The organism is Bacillus sp. J33 (assembly GCF_000518885.1).
Classification (GTDB): domain Bacteria; phylum Bacillota; class Bacilli; order Bacillales; family Cytobacillaceae; genus Cytobacillus.
Genome location: NZ_JAEL01000025.1, coordinates 26,520 through 45,439 on the forward strand (window position 1 = coordinate 26,520; position 18,920 = coordinate 45,439).

Here is an 18,920-nt window from a genome sequence, read left to right on the forward strand (position 1 = left end):
GTAGACTCCTTTTTCTTTTTTATTCCCCTAAATCAACATTATGGTAAACTCGCTGAACGTCTTCTAAATCCTCAAGTGCATCAATCAGCTTTTCAAATTGTTCCTTAGCGTCTGGATCCAGCGTTACTTCATTTTGAGGAAGCATTGTTAATTCGGCAACTGTAAATTCAGTGATGCCCGCTCCCTTAAAAGCTTCCTGAACCGCATGAAACTGATCTGGCTCTGCGTAAACAATGACCGTTTCATCTTCCTCTATAATATCCCGGGCGTCCACGTCTGCTTCCATTAAGAGTTCCAGCACCTCTTCTTCAGATTTGCCTTCTACACCTATTACCGCTGTCGAATCAAACATATATGATACAGATCCGCTTACTCCCATATTACCGCCATTTTTTCCAAAAGCAGCCCGAACATTTGAAGCAGTTCTGTTTACATTATTGGTCAATGCATCAACAATTAGCATGGAGCCGCTCGGCCCGAATCCTTCATATCGAAGCTCATCATAATTTTCCTCTGCTCCGCCTTTTGCTTTCTCAATCGCACGGTCGATGATATTCTTTGGCACATTATATGTCTTTGCTCGTTCAAGCACAAATTTTAAAGCTTGGTTTGCTTCAGGATCAGGCTCGCCCTGTTTGGCAACCACATATATTTCAAGTGCAAACTTGGAATATATACGGCTCGTATTTGCATCTTTTGAAGCTTTCTTTTCTTTAATATTGTTCCATTTACGGCCCATATGTCCCACTCTCTTTCAACTTTGGATCTATAAAAATCAATTATATGTATTGGAATTCTTCTTCACTTTGAAGAATCTCATACCCCATTATTATACATTAAGTGCCGGGGATATTTCGAGTATATGTTTTCAATTGCAATAATTAAGGAATCAAGGGGATTCTTAAAATGAAATTAGCTGGGATTCTGCCATTATGGCCATATACCCGCCTTCTTTTTTATATCGCCATATGAAAATGTCTCCTGAGTGATCATCGTCTTTTTAGCAATAGCAATCCTAAAAATTTCAAAATAAAAAACCTCTTAACAAAAGAGGCCAAAATGGATTATATTTAGACAGCTTTGGATGATATTTTGCCTTCCATCATAAGAATCGCTTCTTCATTTTTAGCAATCTTCGTCAATTGTGCATCTAGCCTTAGATGGATTTGATGAATTTCTTCACATATCATTTGCTTTAGTGCAGTCTCTTTTATGATCTCCAAAAAATCCTTCATTTCTTCTCTCTGGAAAGAATCCATTTTTTCAACAATTTCCTTAATATCTGTCAAATCTATTTGGTTTACCATAACACGATGTTCTATGCTGTCAACCTTTTCTAGGCGATTCAGTCTATGTTCAAGCATTTTGACGTTTTTGTCAATTTGGATCAGCTGATTCTTAATATCATTGTTGATTTCCAGCACCTGCTTTAAAAGCTCCTCCATTATAATCTCTCCCCGTCATTTTGTTAGACTCATTTTATCATTTCCAGTTTTCTCAAAGCTGTGGATATTTCGTTACAAATGACTGCATTTGAAAATAACAAATTCGAGCCACAAATTAATTTATGGCTCGCAGACCAGCCTTCTGTATCTATAACATGTTTTAGATTGCAAAAAACGGATAAATAAATCTTACTTTTTAAAAACTTTAGGGGGAATAGTATTTGCTTGAATCTATCTGGTTTACTTTCATTTCTTGTGCTTTTTTTATGGGCTTTGCTGCTTGGATCGCGTATTTGAAAACAAAAGGGGAAGCCAGTAATTCTGCTGGATACTTTTTAGCAGGCCGTGGGTTGACGGGAGGATTTATTGCAGGTTCTCTTTTATTAACAAACCTATCTGCTGAACAGCTAATCGGGTTGAATGGACAGGCATATCGAACAAATTTATCCAATATGGCATGGGAGGTAACTGCAGCTTTTGCCATCATTATTATGGCTCTTTACCTTCTTCCAAAATATCTGGGCGGAAGCTTTACGACACTTCCGGAATTTTTAAGCAAGCGGTTTGATGAAGGAGTCAGAAGATATACAGTCATACTATTTATGCTTGGATACATACTTGTTACAATTCCTTCTATGCTATATTCAGGTGCCTTGGCAGTACTAAAATTATTCGATGTACCTGAACTGTTTGGGCTTTCTTATGTGTCGTCAGTCTGGCTGGTCATCTGGGTTATCGGAATTATTGGCGCTATTTATGCCATTTTTGGCGGTTTAAAAGCCGTAGCTGTTTCCGATACAATCACTGGGATAGGGTTATTGATGATCGGCGTTCTTGTGCCTGTATTAGGTTTCATCGCTCTCGGTGAAGGTAATATGTTTTCAGGAATGAAGGAAATTGCCGTGAGCCATCCTGAAAAATTGAATTCGATAGGCTCAAAAGATGACTCTGTACCGTTTGGAACTATTTTTACGGGTATGATCTTTGCAAACCTATTTTATTGGTCTTCCAACCAATATGTCATTCAGCGGACATTAGGGGCAAAGAATCTTGCTGAAGGCCAAAAAGGCGTTCTGATCTCAGGAGTGTATAAGCTTCTTGTTCCTATGTTTATGATGATTCCAGGGGTAATAGCTTTTCATCTATATGGTGATTCTCTCCAATCAGTGGACCTGGCCTATCCTGCGTTAATTTCAGATGTATTACCTTCATATTTATCAGGGTTCTTCTTGGCAGTCCTGCTCGGAGCTGTTTTCAGTTCTTTTAATTCCTTATTAAATAGTGCAGCAACCTTGTTTGCGCTTGATATTTATAAACCTCGTATAAATCCGGATGCGGATGACCAGAAACTGATTACTGTCAGCAAATGGTTTGGAACCTTGCTTGCCATTGTCTCCTTATTCATTTCCCCTATGCTAATGAACGCTTCAGATGGCTTATGGGATTTAATCAGGAGATTCACAGGATTCTTTAATATCCCAATTATCGTGATTGTCCTTGTTGGCATTTTCACCAAATACGTTCCTGCTGTTGCTGCCAAGGTCGTTATAATCTTTCATGTGATCACCTATTATATGCTTGTATGGGGAACTGGGCATTTATTTGGCCATACTGTGCCAATTCATTTTATCCATATCTATGCCATCATGTTTGCCATTGAGGCTGCTATCATGCTGGTCATCGGAAAAATAAAACCAAGAGAAATCGCCTATCGGTTTAAGGCGGACCCCAAAGTAGTGATGGTCCCTTGGAAATATGCTCTTCCTCTATCAATTGTTCTCCTTTCACTTGTAGCCATCACTTTTGTAACTTTCTCTCCGATCGGCCTTGCATATGACAATGGGATTGTATCTCCTGCCTTTTGGGCCATTATAGGAGGAATTGTGTTAATTACTGCTGTCCTATACTGGTTTGCACTTAAGGTTTGGGCTAAGAAATATGAAAACTATTTGAATATACAAAACTCAGGAATGGCCGAAAGCAAATGCGCGAAGCTCGCACTCCAGGCTGTAAACATGAAGAAATCACAGCTTAATAAATAGGCGTTAGAAAATCTCCAGCAGCTGTTGAAGGGAATTTTTTAGTTTCTATTCATCCACCTCCATCTGCATTTTGAAGGTAAAATTGAGCTTTAATTTGAATTATACAGGCCAAAATATGGATAGAAAATCATGAAGTGGCAATCCTATAAAGTAACAATACCTTTATGAGGAGGTGTAATCATTGAACCTGGATAAAGATATGCAGTTTGAAATTAAGAGCTGTTTTGCTCCCAACCTTAGCCGTTCCCAGACCCTTAAGATATTGGAGGTAACACCTAACAGTGTTGTCATTCAAATGGACCGATCCAGCGGCCGGGGTGTTTTTCCTGCAGAGAACTTTCATTACTGGATAAAAAGAGGCTCCCTCATCAAACTGAATGATTACCATAGAAGGACATCCTAAAACACTGGTTTATAGCCAGTGTTCTTTATTTAATGGCTCTGCTAACCTTGCCTGTTATTTTCGCTTCAGGCTGGCGCTCCGACACTCCTCGGCGCCCTTTGAATCCGGGCTTTCAAGGGAGGCGCGCTCCTTCTGCTCCGGCATAATCAACATTGGGCATTAATATAGCCTATTTAATTTTTGCCTGCTAAGGTTTAAACACGTAAATTCCTGTTAATTATTCAAAATAGAATGTTTTAAAGGAGCTATATACACTTATGCCACCAAACGAACAAATCCCTCATGATAAAAGTTTTCATTTTCTTGTTAATAAAATTAAGTTCGAAGTTCCCATCCAAAATTTAATCTATAGCCTGGTTCGTATGCCTACATTACCGGAAAACGGCTTTGTAATGGAGAATATTAGATGGAAATAATACAGAAACGAGCCTGCAATTAGAATGCAGGCTGTTTTGAATTGGATAAAAGTGAAATAAAAGGCTGCTTAGCTTGGAAGAGATTAACTATATTGTGAACTTAGCTAATAAACTGCTATTTTAGAGAACAAATTGTTTAAATTAGCGAACAAACATCTTAAATTAGCGAAGAATTAAGAAATCTAGCGAAGAAACGCTGAATTTCAGCTAACAATAATACGCTGCCTGAGATTTCAATCTAAAATTAGACAAGAAATGAATAGCTTAATCAAATAATCCGGCTTTTAAAAAAGAGCCGGACTGCTTTTCTCTATCGTTCACAGGCATAATTGTCCTTATCCCGATCATGTTTTGCTTCATAAGCAGGATGTGTCGATGGAACACCGTTTGGGTATACCTTTCTTAACTCCGTACAGTTTTTATAAGATTCAGAACCAGTTCCTGAAGAAGCTGGTTCACTGGAGGATGAATTACTGCTGGAGCTTGACCCGCCGGCAGTGCTTGGATCCCCTGAACTAGATGATGATCCGCTGGCATCGCTGCTGCTGCCAGCGGATGAATCCAGATCACCTCTGGTTGTACCTTCTTTACCATACACCCAGAGACCTTTATTGGCATCTCTTGCTTCCCGGCCAAATTTTCTGAAGAATTCGCTGTATTTTACATCCGGGTTATAGGTGGAGGGTTCAGCATAGCCATTCAAAACTAAATGGGCGTTGAACATTTTGGTGCGAATCTCGTTTTCGTCCATATCATCTGAAGGGATATCCAGCCAAATGATTCTTAGCAAACGCCCATAGCGGTCTGTATCGGAAACATCTTTTTGCATCCATACTTTTTTCCCTGTTAATTGGGACGAAGTATATTGGCTTGCCTCCTTCCCGTATTCTTCAACCCTTGTTGTCGCCTCCGGGGTATTTACCCCAATCAGACGGACTTTTTTCCGATCTGATGTTTCAATCGTGTCCCCATCAACTGCTCTGCCAACTGTTACGAGCTCAAGCCCCAAACTGGCAGCTTTCTTTACCTCTGCCTTTTGCTGTCTCTCTTCTTCTTGCTTTTCTTTTTCTGCCTTTTCAGCTTCTAGTCTTTCTTTTTCCTCAGCCTGCTTTTTCGCTTCCTCTTGCTTGGTCTTTTCCTCAGCTAGCTTGTCTTCTTGTGCTTTTTCTCCGGCTTTCTGCTCTTCCATTAATTCTTCGTGTTTAGAAGTGTCTTCTATTTCCGGATCAGTTGCTGTATCGGTCGTATCTGTCAATGCAACAGCCAATACAATGGACAAAAATAGCCCAGCTGCCATAATCCAGCCGGATTTATTAAAATTGGTTTTATAACGGCGGTACTGCTTGTTTAGAAATAACCCAATAAAAAAAACCGCTAACCCGATTAAAGCTGCCGGCGCTGCCAGACTTAAAACCAACATAAATAATATGGCAGTAGTAATAAAAATCCCGCTTAAAACCTTCAATCTCTTATTCTCTCCCCTTTAAAATCCTTGTTAAGTATATCGAAAAACGTCCCATCAACTACATCCGATTTATGGAATAAATCAAATAACACCAATCCTCTATCAGAATTGGTGTCATCAACGATATTACTTAAGATAGTTATTTCTTTTTACCGAAAATTTGTTCCTGCAGTCTTCTTCCAGTCGGAGTAGCAGCCAATCCGCCTTCAGCCGTTTCTCTTAGGGCAGATGGCATTGTTTGGCCAATCTGGAACATGGCATGGATCACTTCGTCGCATGGGATTCTGCTCGTGATTCCGGCAAGTGCCATGTCAGCTGCTGTCATGGCGTTGGAAGCACCCATTGCATTTCTCTTCACACATGGAACTTCCACTAAGCCAGCAACTGGATCACAAACCAGCCCCAGCATGTTTTTCAGTGTAATGGCCATAGCTTCCGCTGCCTGGCTTGGTGTGCCGCCAGCCATTTCAACGATGGAAGCAGCGGCCATACCGCTTGCAGAGCCAACCTCAGCCTGGCATCCGCCTGCTGCCCCTGAGATAGAAGCATTATTTGCTACCACAAAACCAAACGCAGCAGAAGTAAACAGGAATTCAATCATTTCCTGACGTGTTGGATTCAACACTTCTTTTACAGCAAACAACGTTCCTGGCACCACTCCGGCAGAACCTGCTGTCGGTGTTGCACAAATCGTTCCCATTGCTGCATTTACTTCATTAGTCGCGACCGCTTTGCTGACGGCATCTAATAAAATATTGCCTGATAATGCCTTACCGCTTTTAATATATTTTTGCAGAAGGACTGCATCTCCTCCTGTTAAGCCTGTAACTGATGTGACTCCATTCAGGCCGCGCTCAACTGCCTGCTCCATAACTGTCAGATTACGGTCCATCTTTTCAATAATTTCTTCACGTGTCCGGCCAGTAACCTCTATTTCCTGCTGAATCATAATTTCAGCGATTTTAACCCCTTTATTTTCAGCGAGCTCAACAAGCTCGGCAACGTTTCTAAATAGCATACGTTTTCCCTCCTGATGCCCAGCGACAATTAGTCAACCATCCTGATAATTTGCGTAATATTCGGAAGCCCTTCCAGCTCGGCCATCACTTCCTGGTCTATCTTCTGATCGACTTCAATAACCATGATCGCCATTTTTCCTTTTTCCTTACGGGACACTTCCATATGTCCAATGTTGATTTGGTGTTTAGATAGGATATTCGTTACAGCCGAAATAACACCAAACTGATCGTTATGGACAACTAAAATGGCAGGGTGTTCACCTGACAATTTCAGCTCAAATGAATTCAGCTCCGTAATTTCAATTGTACCTCCGCCGATGGAAATTCCGACTAGCTCGAGATCGCGATCTCCTTCAGTAAGCTTGATTCTTACTGTATTAGGATGGTCTGTCACTGTCTCTTCGACTGTAAAAATAACTTCAATCCCTGCCTCTTCTGCTAACTGCAAGGCAGATGGGATACGCTCATCAAAAGTATCAAAGTCAAGAATTCCCCCAACTATCGCCACATCTGTGCCATGGCCTTTATATGTCTTTGCGAAAGAACCATATAAGGAAATCTCAGCTTTAGCTGGCTGCTTGCCAAATAGGGTGCGGGCAACACGGCCAATTCGCGCAGCACCAGCTGTATGTGAACTTGATGGTCCGATCATAACCGGACCGATAATATCAAACGCAGATCTGTATTTCATTTTGTATGCCCCTTTACTCTATTGTTCATACTCTATTTTTTAGCGGCAAAAGTAAATTGTAACAGTTTTATATTAAGATTAAAATATTTTTCACAGTGCCTATATTGATTATATTCATTCAGAAAAAACTTTCCTTATTTATGCTCCGAAACTGCTTCGGGATGCAGATCATTGATGGTCCTGATTTTTTGCAGATAATTATAAATTGTAAATTTCGACACGCCCAAAACAGAAGCTACATAGTCTGTTGCTCCCTTAATAAGGAAAGTGCCTTTATCCTCAAGCTGTCTTACACACTCAACTTTTTCATCGAGCGTCATAAGCGAAGGCGCTTTTTTGAACCCCTGAAGGACTTGCTCAACCATTTCGTGGATGACGTCCTGGACAGTGTTAAAAAAGTTTTCAGATTTGGCATGGTTATCATCAAAGCTTATAAACTCTTCAATTTCCCCGCCAAATTGCATAAGCAGACTGATATCATAATTTAGGCAAAGAGCCCCTATTACCTTATTTTCATCATCACGAAGAAAAATCGTGGATGATTTCATGACATTTCCCTTTTTTGATTGTGTTTTATAATTTGCTATATCGTTAACATCGTTTTCATGCTTGGCTAATTCATTTAACACGAGATCGGTAATCGGTGAACCTATTTTCCTGTCGGTTATATCCCCGGCAATATGGATAAGCGATTTTTTTAAGTCGCTGAAATCGTGTACAGCCACTTCACAGCGTGAGCCAAACATTCTTACGAGCATATCGGCAGTCCGGATCGCCAAATCAAAAACCGGCCTATGGCTTCCCTTCAATTCCTTTCACACCCCTCTGTAATCGCTTACATTATTATACTACTCTATATTTCTCAATAATTGAATCATAACATAAAATGAAAAGAATTAAAATAAAATTTTAATAGATACAAAAAAATTGGCAGGCTGCTATTAGAAAGCAGACTGCCCATTACGTTTTCTTTTTTCCGGAGCAGAATATCGCAATTGCCCCCCAGCCAAGAAACAGTGCAAGTGTTTTTTATTTCTCTATTTCAATTTCGTATCCCGCCCACATCCTTAAAACACGAAAAATGCCAGGGGGACCTGGCATTTTAGAAATTATACATTTTTTAATACAAGAGATAGCCTGTTTAAACGTTCGCTCTTTTCTTTGTCGGATGCAAGGTCAAACTTTTTTAAAAGATGAAAGACCTCATTTAATAAATCCTGTGCATGCTCTTTCTGAAAAAAAGTTTGAAATAACCGTTTCATATCATCTGGCAGGAATTGTTCCTGCTGTTCATATTTCTTTTGTACGTCTTCCAGTGAATGGTCCAGTTTGCATTTGCTCATTAATATCCCTCCTGAATAACAGCCTTTATAATAGCATTCGGCACCCGATTCTATTTTACCTTCCCTAAGGAAGATTAAAACATCCATTTGCTTCTGCATAGATTCTTCAAACTTTTCGAATATAATAGAGGTAATTGAATTGAAATGAGTGAGAACTTTGAAGAAGCTTTCCTTAAAATTGGGTATGCTGTTTTTCCTGATTCTGTTCGGGCTTGAAACGTTTATGTTTTTCTTTTTGCATAGTACTCTCGTAGAATCACGAGTGGAAGAAGAGCTTATTTCCCTGCAGACCAGGGGAAATTCGCATCGTGCTATCCTTGAAAGGCACTTTGATAATAATACCATTTCCCATGTAGCCTTGATGGAGTCCGAAGCAAATACAGATGTTGTCATAACAAATTTGAATAAAGATATTCTTGGTTCTTCTGTCAAAAGCAATCAAATCCAGGAATATATAGAGAGACCTATTCCATCTGTTCCAAGAGAAGGGCAAACAATCGGGGACAAATGGCAGGAAGAGAATTATATTTCTACTGTGAGTCCTATTGAACAAGATGGCCAGATAATTGGTTATGTTTATATGTTTCAGGATACCGCATGGATTCAGTCCCTCATTGCCCGCTTAAATGAACAATTTCTTTTTGCTGGAATCATTGCTGTCATTTTTACCATTACAATCATTATCTTCTTATCCAAGGCACTGGCAAAGCCATTAATTAAAATGAAGGAAGTCACCTCGCAAATCAGCAAAGGCGATTTCTCCGTTACCCTTCCTAAAACAGGAGACGATGAACTTGGGGATTTGGCCCAATCGATTCAGTTATTGGCCAATGACCTGAGCTACCTAAAGGAAGAACGCAGCGATTTTTTGTCCAGCATTTCTCATGAACTTCGCACTCCCCTAACCTATATAAAAGGGTATGCCGATATTGTTCAAAAGCGAAACCTGACTTCAGATGAAAGAAATCAGTATTTAACCATTATCCTCGAGGAAACAAACCGGTTATCAGAAATGGTTAAAAACCTTTTTGATTTGGCGAAAATCGATAAAAATACTTTTGATATAAAAAAAACACCTATTGATCTGCATGATTTCACTATTAAAATAAAAGCGAAATTTGCCCCTGCCTTTATCGAAAATGGGATGCAGCTTGAGGTGAATTGTCCTGAGGGCATATTCTTAAATGCTGATGCGGCCCGCCTTGAACAGATCATTTTTAATCTATTGGACAACAGCATTAAGTACTCCTCTCCTGGTGATCAAACAGCTGTTGCTGTAGAACAGTTTAATAAACATATATTTATAAGAATAAAAGATACAGGGAAAGGAATTCCCACACATGAATTGCCATATATTTTTAACCGCTTTTATAGAGTGGATAAATCGCGTACAAGGGCACTTGGCGGGACAGGCCTTGGGCTTGCCATTGTAAAGGAGCTTATCCATGCCCATGGAGGAACTATTAGTGTTAAGAGCTTAGAAAATGAAGGAACTGAGTTTGAAATGGTTTTTAAGGGAGATTTAGAATGATGAAAACGATACTGCTTGTTGATGATGAGACAAGAATGCTTGATTTAATTTCTTTATATTTAACGCCCCGCGGCTACAATTGCGTGAAATTAACTTCAGGTGCTGATGCTTTGCAATACTTGGAATCTAACACTCCAGACCTCATACTTCTGGATGTCATGATGCCTGATATGGATGGCTGGACAGCATGCAGAGAAATAAAGAAATTTTGGGACGTTCCAATCATTATGCTTACGGCCAAAAGCGAGAAACCGGATATCGTCAAAGGACTTAATATCGGAGCAGATGATTACATCTTGAAGCCCTTTGATGAAGATGAGCTGGTTGCCAGAATCGAAGCGGTTCTTAGAAGAAGCAAAGCTGACGGAAGAACATTAACGTTTAAAGGACTAGTATTAAAAGAAGATTCTTTTGAACTCCTATTTAAGAATAAAGAAATTCTTTTAACTCCTAAAGAATTTTCAATGCTAAAGTTATTTCTCGCTAATCCGAACAGAGTATTTTCCCGCGATCATTTGATAGGCTCTGTTTGGGGCTATGGAGTGTCAATTGAGGATCGGACGATCGACTCACATGTCCGCAATTTGCGTGAAAAATTAAGGAAAGCCGGTTTCCCGGCAGATGACTATCTGATGACTGTCTGGGGTGTTGGCTACAAGTGGACCGGAAAGGATTAACATATGTTTGCTGATATTCTAGAATGGCTATCGGGACAGCCTTTATATGCAGCACTTTTCAGTATTTTAATGAATATAGCGGTAGCCATCACAGGCGTCCTTCCTAGTGCCTTTATAACTGCCGGCACGGTGGCTGTGCTAGGAATGAATTTGGGATTATTGATATTAATTGCTGGAGAAGCTGCTGGAGCGGTCATAAGTTTTATTCTTTACCGCAAGGGACTCTCTAAAATCCACTCCACGTTTCCGAAGGTTAAAAATAAAGAAAATAAATTTTTGCATAAACTAATAACAACTAAAGGGGCTGATGCATTCTTTCTTGTCATCTTTCTAAGAATCCTGCCCTTCGTGCCATCTGGCGCTGTAACACTGACGGCTGCCTTGAGCAAAATGGGATTGCTGTCTTTTAGCATCGCCAGCACACTTGGAAAAATTCCTGCTTTATTTATTGAAGCTTTTACGATTTCTCACGCACTTCAATTAAAAACAGGAATGCAAATCGCCATTATATTGTTGGCTGCAGGATTATTTTTACTCTATTTTATCTGGAAAAAAAGAGTATCTTAAAGGACAGCGGAAAACTTATAAAAGATTGTGAGCTGAGCGCTATTTCCTGCTATTTTCATATAGTTTTAGAGCGTAAATTTTCAATCCCATACCTATTCACGAACTCATGGAATGCTTCTCTTTTCTTGCCGTTTTGCTGATAAATGTCTATAAGTTTACAAATTGCTGTGTATAATTGATCTGGGAAAGGCTCTCCCCAAAAAAGCATTCCTGCTTCAGAGTCCTTTCCTTTTGATTTTCCCCCTATATATAAATCATAAACAGCTTTTATCTTCATGATGCCAATATCCATTCATTAACGGCTCCCCACATCCAACCGGACAGCCAGTATAGGCTGGTTTTAATGTGAATGGAACTGGCTTGCCGGCAATTCGCTTATTTATTTCCTTTGCAGCTGGCATTCCTTCTTCTTCTCCCTTGCAAAAATTGCAGGTCCGCAGACTCTTTACGAAGCTTCCGACTGGATAACAATGCAAGCCTGTTTGTTCAAATTCTTTAATGATTTCTTCTTTCCTTTCAGCATCGATTTCGATGTAAAGCTGCTGAAAGGTCGTTACCTCCAGCTGATCGTTTTTGTCCATATATTTCGCTATAACCATCAGCTGCCTGGGAGGATAACTTGGCTCCAAAGCTTATTTCCCCGTTTATGGCAATCATTACTTTTCCATTGGTTTCTCGCATAAAACCTCCCCTTTGCTCAGTGAATCCTTTTCCTTCTGCAAATCCATTATACATTCCCCCAGGAATACCTTAAGCGAAATTTTTCCAATCAAGCAAAAAGAGCCTACTCCCTGTTGATGTAAGCTCTTATCCACCTGATACATCATTATTCAGCATGGGACAGCTCGGTTTCTGTAACCCATAAATGATTTTTAACTTTCTGTCCATCTGCCGTAGTAAAATCTACCATATAAACAGTCATTTCCTGAACAGAATCAATTTCAGCAGCTGCTCCTTCCATGCCCTCCATATGGCTTGCATTTACTTTAACTTCGTCACCTTCCTTAAATGGTGCCTCTCCGGCATCGGCAATTTCCTCGTGTACAACCCATTTATGATTTTCAACTCTTTCCCCGCCAGTGGTTGGTGTATAGGAAATACTATAAACGGTTGTATCATAAGCTCCCGCGATGGTTGCTTCAGCACCCTTCATTCCTTCCATGTGTCCATGTGTAATAATAGCTTTGCTGCCAACTTTATACTTTGGATTTTCAGCTTCTTTTAACCCTTCAGGAACCTCTCCTGAACCGGAATGGTCCATGCCAGAGTGATCTCCAGAGTGTCCATTGCTGACTTCATTGTTTGTCGTCCTTTCTTCTGTATTTGTGTGCTCTTTCGGGCTGGCCTCCTCATCATTTCTGCCGCAAGCAGATATTGTTAGAACTGTTACTAAAGAGAAAACACAGATTGCAAATTTGTTTCTTTTCAGCATTTTTAAATCCTCCTTGTAGTTTTATAGATATTATGGCAAGTAAATGTGCAGAAAATATGGAGCAGCTGAAAAAGAAAATCCCTAAAAGATTGGCTTACTGAGATGAAAAATAGATAGAATAGGAGGAGTAAAATACTATATTAAAAAACAGGAGCAGCATAACTAAGCTCCTGTTTCCAACTGCAATGCATATTATTGCTAAAGACTCCAATAGGTAATTGTGTCAAGCAGTCCCAGCAAAATCATGAAAGCTCCGGTAAGTTTTTGAACAAAAGTACCAAGTTTTCTTCCATTCTTCTTCATTAACTTTCCTGCGAGACCAAAATACCATATCAAGAAAATAGCAAGGATAAGAGGGCTTGAAGTTCCAATGGCGAAAACCGCTGGCAAAACCGGTCCATACCCCACAGCCAATGCCATTGGCATGAGAGTAATGAAAAATAAGACAAACATTGTTGGGCAGAAACCCAGCGTAAAGCTAACCCCCATAAAAAAAGCACCTAGAGGTCCTTTCCTTTGCAAACTCTCCGGAATGCTTCCCAATGTAAAACCCTTTCGAAATTTGATAACTCCCAGCAAAAATAACCCGATTAAAATAAAAAATGGACCAACAATTTTTCTAAACCATGGAAAATAAGCCGTTAAAGTTGATTTTATTTCCATACCAAGCATCCATACGAGCAAGCCTAAACCAGTAAAAACAAAGACTTTGCCCAGAATAAAAAACAGAACCTCATTCCAGGCTGCCTTTTTTTGAAGAGACTGATTTCCATAAATGGTAATGGCGCCAAGATTTCCGGTGAATTGGCAGGGAGCCAATGCTCCTACAAGCCCCAGGAAAAAGGCAGAAAGGATTGGGATTCCTTTTGTATTAAGACCTATATTTATGAGTGGCTGGCTAACAAAATTGCTGATTTGGCTGAAAAAATCGTACATACATATTTCTCCTATATTCAATCTGCATATTTCATTTGTAACATGAAAATGTGAAGAAATTAAGGAGATTTTCAAAAGCCGCAGAAAAAAACAGACACCCGGACTGGTGCCTGCCGGTATTTTTTACTTGTTATTAAGACGCCATCTTACGGCACTCTTCAGCACAGTTAAAGCATCCCTCAGCACATTTTTGACAATGTTCATAGTCATGCTTCTTGCATTCATTTCCGCATGCCTCACAAATTTCTGCACATAGGCTGCAAATCTGCCTGGCAAATGGGCTATTCGATTGCATAGACATAGCAGCAAATGCACAGATGTCTGCGCATTCTCTGTCCATGCGAATGCAGTCAGCCATCATCTTAACATTTTCTTCATTTAAGCAGGCATCAAAGCATACATTACAAGCTTCCATACATTCCAGGCAAACCTGTATACATTGTTCATAGGATTGGCTGTACATATTTCTCACCTTCCTTTTGATTTTTCATATTACTAATCTTACCCTGCCGCTGATGGAGTAAACGGAATATTTTCTGCCTGCTCTGCAGTAACCATTACTGCCAATTCAAATCTTTTGAAAATCCTGTTATAGATTTTTAATATCGGCAAGCTATATGTATATTTACTAAATCGGACAAAAATAACGGAATGCGGGTTAGCCTCGCATTCCGTTTTCCTGCTTACTTAAGATTTCCTGCCTCAACAATAAGATCCCAAATGCTCCCCCCATCTTTTGAATAATAAATATTGCCATTAAACGAAACAATAGTCATATCCTGTTCGTCCTGCGGATTTTGCGCAAAATACATCACTGCATCCTCCTTCATCTCAGGCAAAGTGATTTCCGTTTCCGCTTGATCAGAGAGGGAATGCTTTATTAGCTTCGCACTTCCATCATAAGTTCCATATACCAGGCTGTCATTTGTAAAAAATACCGACGTGCCCTGTCCCTTATCTGATATCTTTACAAAGTTTTCTCCTTTATCTTCTGAAAGATAAATACCTTGCTGTCCGGCAGCTGCGAGGAAATCCGATTTTTGCGGGTGAACAGCAACACTGATTAAGGTATCCTCAAGGCCGGTGGCTTGGACTTCCTGCCAAGTATTTGCATTGTCCTCACTCAGATAATATTTCTCTGTTTCCATGATGGAATTTTTATGCGGATTCAGAACAAAAATCGCCTTATTCTCATATCCAACGCCCATAATATGAAAGTCGGTTTCCCCTTCAAGCACCAGGCTTTCCAGTGTTCTTCCGTTATCGTCGCTCTTTTGAATTCCTATTGGGTTTGGAAGATTGGAATCCTCGCCTGGATGTCCGCTTGTATAAAAGCCATCATTTGTAGCATTGAATCCCATATAATCGTTGTTTTGCTCTTTGGTTTTATACCATTTGCCGTTTTCATATACTTTTAAGCCATCGTGTGTGGCATAGAATGGAACGCCTTGATCCCCCGCAAAGCCCGCTCCATGAATATGATCGATTTTCCCATCAAACGATTCAAAAAACTCATGTTTTGCTATGAGCTCTTTGTTATCTTCTTTATTCTCTTTATCTGCCTGTTCATTCTGCTCCTCAACTGCGTTTTCCTCTTCCGTTACTTTTGGCTCCTCATTTTGTCCACAAGCGGTTAAACCCAATGTGAGCCCTGCCGCTGCTACAATCCATAACTTTTTCAACTTTCTCACTCCAACATTCTTTTTAAGTGTTTAAAATAACAGCTGGCTACTCAAAAACAAGGCGAAAATGCACCTTTAAGCCTTAAAAGCTGATCCCATAATAGACAATACCAAAAACTTATGCAAAAAGTGTGCAAAAATCCTCTTCATAAATCACCGAAAAGAAAAACCTTTCCTAAAAATTTTTAAGGCTCTTTTCTCATAAATTGTTGTTTTAGTTTAAAAAGTTTGCCCGGTGATTAAGCTAACCCCTTCAAAAAGCAACAAACATTACGAAAAGAGCCATTAAAAAAACAAGAGCGGAGAATCATCTCTCCGCTCTCTTTCTATTACTTTTGAATGCCAGGACCATTTCTTTCCTCTTTAAAAGGCACTTCTTTTTTCACATATGAATAGTCATTTCGGTTAATTGGCACAAACCCTTCCGGCTGATAGAAGCGGAGGAGGTCTTTGTAAACAATGTTATCCGACATTTCAAGCTCTTTCTTTGCCTGCTCCGATAATGGTGCACACGCACTTGCTTCAGCTATTTCACCTGTTTCAGTATAGTAGCATGTTTCTTCAACTTGTGTAAATTCGGGTGAAATGAAGTCTCCGTTTCGGAATGGAACAACTTCACGGTGCTTTTTAGATAACAGGTCTGAGCCCATTTCCAAATAATCCTTACTATCAATTCCAAGCAAATGCAATAATGTCGGCCTTATGTCTACCTGTCCGCCAAAATTGTGTTTTACGCCGCCATCCACCCCGGGTACATGAATAAATACCGGCACCCTTTGAAGCTGAGCATATTCAAAAGGTGTAATTTCTTTTCCGATTACCTCTGCCATCGCCTCATTATGATTTTCAGAAATCCCATAGTGGTCACCATAAAGGACAACAACAGTATTATCGTATAACCCTGATTCTTTTAAGTCGTTAAAGAATTGCTCAAGCGCCTGATCCATATAGTTGGCAGACTGGAAATAGTGGTTAACCACACTGTTATCTGTTTCTGCTGCCGGGAAGTCAGTATCCCATTCATCCATTTTAAACGGAAAATGATTGGATAACGTGATGAATTTTGCATAAAATGGCTGCGGAAGGCTAGTCAGCAGCGGCATGGATTCTTTAAAAAACGGCTTGTCTTTCAATCCATAGTTCTTAGTATTTTCATCACTCATATTATAGTACTCTGCATCAAAAAACTTGTCATAGCCCATCGTTTTATACATTTCATTCCGGTTCCAGAAGGTCTTGTAGTTGCCATGGAAGGAAGCCGACGTATATCCGCGGGATTTTAAAATGGCCGGTGTGCCATGAAAGGTATTCTGAGCTTTTGTCACATAAACTGCACCTTGAGACATCGGATATAAAGAGGTATCCATGATGAACTCCGCGTCAGAAGTCTTGCCCTGGCCAGTCTGATTAATAATGTTATCAAAATAAAATGTCTTTCCATCATGTGCAAGAGAGTTTAAAAATGGCGTTACTTCCTTCCCATTAAGTTTGTAATCAATAATAAACGTTTGCAGAGACTCCATGGAAACGAAAATTACATTCATGCCTTCCGCTTTTCCAAAGAATTCAGGGTTTGGCGGGGCATACTTCGCTTTCACGTAGTTTTCCACTTCCGTTACATCATTGTTATCGGCCAGCGCTCTTTGGCTTGCAGATTTGGCGTTTTGAACAATATCGTAAATTGTAAAGTTGTAAGCACCAAGATACTTAACTAAATAATTGCGGTCAAACGAGCGAGTCAGCAGTTCGGGCCGATCATTTTCAGCAATGTGCAGGTTAACGAAAAATACAATGACTCCAGCTGCAATTACAGCAAGAGCAGGCTTTCTGCTTATTTTCTTTCCAGGTTTGTACCATTTCTTCACTGTAAGTAAAATCAGCAAAATGGTATCAGTAAAATAGAAAATATCGAGTGGTGACATTAGTGAAAGAGCACTGTCGCCAAGCTGTCCCCCATTAACCTTTGCCTGCATCAAAACTGGCACTGTAATAAAGTCATTAAAGAAGCGGTAATAAACAACATTGGCATACAGCAAAAAGGATAAGAAAAAGTTTAATCCGATCAGCATTCCAGATTGAACCTTTCCTTTAAAAAACAGGGCAAATCCCAATAATACGAGAGTAGAGCTTAAGGGATTTAAAAAAAGCAGAAATCTTTGGACATCATTATTAATTCCTAAATTAAATTCAATTCGGTAGGCAGAATACGTTTTAAGCCAAAAAAGAATAACTGCCAGAAAGAAAATAGCCAGCCTGTTTTTAGCAAGCTTTTTAGAAGATTTCAAAAGCTTTCCCATAATGTTTCACCTCTTAAATTGTAAACAAGCGAAAAACTTAGCATCAGCTAAGTTTTTATTATTTTTTAGTAAATATGTAAAGCTTATGTTAATGATTGGTGAATGAATGTAAAATACTATAGCACAGTTTTAATCTAATGAAAACTAATATCCCTGCTATAATTTTCGCCTTTTTCCTTCAAAAACCTACAAATTTATAATACTCTCCATAAAAAATTCTCTTTAAAGCTAATGATGATAATGGTAAAATAAATTTTCCCTTCATAATCTTACTCCTGGGTGAGTAATGATTGTAAAAGGGTACAAGCTAAAATTAACTACAAATGATTGGAGAATCATCATGAAGGAACGTTTTTTATTTTTTACTGCGGGGCTTCTTATTCTAACAATGGGTGTCGCCCTTATCATTAAGTCCAATCTTGGTGCTTCCGCATGGGATGCGTTAGCTGTTGGTGAATCCCAAATGTTTAACTTAACGGTTGGCACCTTTGTGTTTATAAATGGAGTGGTTCTTATCTTTCTTAATGCTTTTTTAATGAAAAAAAAACCTGAGGTGCTTGCAGCCATTTCAATACTTGTTATTGGGGCTCTAATTGACTTTTGGCTTTTGATTATTTTTAATGATCTTTCACCGCAATCATTGGCAGGACAATCAATTGCTTTATTGACAGGCATTCTGGCGATGGGGATTGGAGTAGCCATCTACCTTCAGGCCAAATTTCCGGCAAGTCCAATGGATACCTTAATGGTAGCCATTCATACCCGTTTTGGATTAAATCTTAGAAATTCCCGTATTATTAGCGAAAGCTTTGCCCTTTTGCTTGCCTTTTTATTTAGAGGTGCAATTGGTGTTGGGACGATAGTCGTAACATTAACTTTAGGTTTAGTAGTCCAATTTTTTTATCCAAGATTTGAAAAAATGCTTGAAAAAATCCAAACTCCAAAAAAGCCGATTTTCACCGAATAAAAACAGC

At 39.5% G+C, this 18,920-nt stretch carries 18 protein-coding genes and 2 pseudogenes; 7 read left to right on the forward strand and 13 right to left on the reverse strand.

Features of this window, described 5'->3' with window-relative positions; all coding sequences use genetic code 11:
* Nucleotides 1-19 precede the first annotated feature (19 nt).
* Together L634_RS0110110 and L634_RS0110115 are read right to left on the reverse strand one after the other, a co-directional pair.
* Nucleotides 20-739 (reverse strand): YebC/PmpR family DNA-binding transcriptional regulator, encoded by a 720-nt coding sequence (locus L634_RS0110110; RefSeq protein WP_026582351.1) that lies wholly within the window; start codon nucleotides 737-739, stop codon nucleotides 20-22.
* Nucleotides 740-1,070: 331 nt separating this feature from the next.
* A complete protein-coding gene (locus tag L634_RS0110115) occupies nucleotides 1,071-1,445 on the reverse strand; it encodes a hypothetical protein (RefSeq protein WP_026582352.1) in 375 nt (124 codons plus the stop codon).
* 221 nt (nucleotides 1,446-1,666) lie between these two features.
* Here L634_RS0110115 and L634_RS0110120 point away from each other — a divergent pair, with 221 nt between their 5' ends.
* The 3 genes and pseudogenes from L634_RS0110120 to L634_RS34285 form a co-directional block, all read left to right on the forward strand.
* Nucleotides 1,667-3,487 (forward strand): solute:sodium symporter family transporter, encoded by a 1,821-nt coding sequence (locus tag L634_RS0110120; RefSeq protein ID WP_026582353.1) that lies wholly within the window; start codon nucleotides 1,667-1,669, stop codon nucleotides 3,485-3,487.
* Between the two features lie 181 nt (nucleotides 3,488-3,668).
* On the forward strand, nucleotides 3,669-3,890 hold the full coding sequence (locus L634_RS0110125; RefSeq protein ID WP_026582354.1) for a hypothetical protein: 222 nt from the start codon (nucleotides 3,669-3,671) through the stop codon (nucleotides 3,888-3,890).
* Nucleotides 3,891-4,180: 290 nt separating this feature from the next.
* Nucleotides 4,181-4,306, forward strand: a pseudogene (locus L634_RS34285) (hypothetical protein); the annotation flags it as partial.
* Between the two features lie 310 nt (nucleotides 4,307-4,616).
* Here L634_RS34285 and L634_RS0110135 read toward each other — a convergent pair.
* The 5 genes from L634_RS0110135 to L634_RS0110155 form a co-directional block, all read right to left on the reverse strand.
* Nucleotides 4,617-5,771: a thermonuclease family protein gene (locus tag L634_RS0110135; protein WP_034262448.1), complete on the reverse strand. Its 1,155-nt coding sequence runs from the start codon at nucleotides 5,769-5,771 to the stop codon at nucleotides 4,617-4,619.
* 139 nt (nucleotides 5,772-5,910) lie between these two features.
* Complete coding sequence (gene sdaAA / locus L634_RS0110140; protein ID WP_026582356.1) at nucleotides 5,911-6,789, reverse strand: L-serine ammonia-lyase, iron-sulfur-dependent, subunit alpha; 879 nt, start codon at nucleotides 6,787-6,789, stop codon at nucleotides 5,911-5,913.
* A gap of 29 nt (nucleotides 6,790-6,818) precedes the next feature.
* The gene (gene sdaAB, locus L634_RS0110145; RefSeq protein WP_026582357.1) at nucleotides 6,819-7,481 is read right to left on the reverse strand and encodes an L-serine ammonia-lyase, iron-sulfur-dependent subunit beta; all 663 of its coding nucleotides are present in this window, start codon (nucleotides 7,479-7,481) and stop codon (nucleotides 6,819-6,821) included.
* 134 nt (nucleotides 7,482-7,615) lie between these two features.
* Entirely contained in the window at nucleotides 7,616-8,290 is a 675-nt protein-coding gene (locus L634_RS0110150; RefSeq protein WP_026582358.1) for a helix-turn-helix transcriptional regulator, read from the reverse strand.
* Nucleotides 8,291-8,590: 300 nt separating this feature from the next.
* Nucleotides 8,591-8,824, reverse strand: coding sequence for a hypothetical protein (locus L634_RS0110155; RefSeq protein ID WP_026582359.1), 234 nt, complete (start codon nucleotides 8,822-8,824; stop codon nucleotides 8,591-8,593).
* A 157-nt stretch (nucleotides 8,825-8,981) separates the two neighbouring features.
* Here L634_RS0110155 and L634_RS0110160 point away from each other — a divergent pair, with 157 nt between their 5' ends.
* From L634_RS0110160 to L634_RS0110170, 3 genes are read left to right on the forward strand one after another with little or no spacing between them, the layout of a single operon-like run.
* Nucleotides 8,982-10,355 (forward strand): sensor histidine kinase, encoded by a 1,374-nt coding sequence (locus L634_RS0110160; protein ID WP_026582360.1) that lies wholly within the window; start codon nucleotides 8,982-8,984, stop codon nucleotides 10,353-10,355.
* A complete protein-coding gene (locus L634_RS0110165) occupies nucleotides 10,355-11,032 on the forward strand; it encodes a response regulator transcription factor (protein ID WP_026582361.1) in 678 nt (225 codons plus the stop codon). The genes L634_RS0110160 and L634_RS0110165 overlap by 1 nt, the downstream gene beginning before the upstream one ends.
* A 3-nt stretch (nucleotides 11,033-11,035) precedes the next feature.
* Nucleotides 11,036-11,599: a TVP38/TMEM64 family protein gene (locus tag L634_RS0110170; protein WP_026582362.1), complete on the forward strand. Its 564-nt coding sequence runs from the start codon at nucleotides 11,036-11,038 to the stop codon at nucleotides 11,597-11,599.
* 55 nt (nucleotides 11,600-11,654) lie between these two features.
* On the opposite strand, the pseudogene L634_RS30950 reads toward L634_RS0110170, so the two are convergent.
* The 6 genes and pseudogenes from L634_RS30950 to L634_RS0110200 form a co-directional block, all read right to left on the reverse strand.
* Nucleotides 11,655-12,280 (reverse strand): annotated as a pseudogene (locus tag L634_RS30950) (nitrite reductase).
* A gap of 145 nt (nucleotides 12,281-12,425) precedes the next feature.
* On the reverse strand, nucleotides 12,426-13,031 hold the full coding sequence (locus tag L634_RS0110180) for a YdhK family protein (RefSeq protein WP_034262451.1): 606 nt from the start codon (nucleotides 13,029-13,031) through the stop codon (nucleotides 12,426-12,428).
* 198 nt (nucleotides 13,032-13,229) lie between these two features.
* Nucleotides 13,230-13,967: an urease accessory protein UreH domain-containing protein gene (locus tag L634_RS0110185; protein ID WP_026582364.1), complete on the reverse strand. Its 738-nt coding sequence runs from the start codon at nucleotides 13,965-13,967 to the stop codon at nucleotides 13,230-13,232.
* Between the two features lie 133 nt (nucleotides 13,968-14,100).
* Nucleotides 14,101-14,430, reverse strand: coding sequence for a four-helix bundle copper-binding protein (locus L634_RS0110190; protein WP_026582365.1), 330 nt, complete (start codon nucleotides 14,428-14,430; stop codon nucleotides 14,101-14,103).
* Nucleotides 14,431-14,650: 220 nt separating this feature from the next.
* On the reverse strand, nucleotides 14,651-15,658 hold the full coding sequence (locus L634_RS0110195; RefSeq protein WP_157452386.1) for a F510_1955 family glycosylhydrolase: 1,008 nt from the start codon (nucleotides 15,656-15,658) through the stop codon (nucleotides 14,651-14,653).
* Between the two features lie 320 nt (nucleotides 15,659-15,978).
* Nucleotides 15,979-17,946 (reverse strand): LTA synthase family protein, encoded by a 1,968-nt coding sequence (locus L634_RS0110200; RefSeq protein ID WP_034262455.1) that lies wholly within the window; start codon nucleotides 17,944-17,946, stop codon nucleotides 15,979-15,981.
* 340 nt (nucleotides 17,947-18,286) lie between these two features.
* On the opposite strand from L634_RS0110200, the gene L634_RS0110210 reads away from it, so the two are divergent.
* Nucleotides 18,287-18,913 (forward strand): YitT family protein, encoded by a 627-nt coding sequence (locus L634_RS0110210; RefSeq protein ID WP_026582368.1) that lies wholly within the window; start codon nucleotides 18,287-18,289, stop codon nucleotides 18,911-18,913.
* The last annotated feature ends 7 nt before the right edge of the window (nucleotides 18,914-18,920 follow it).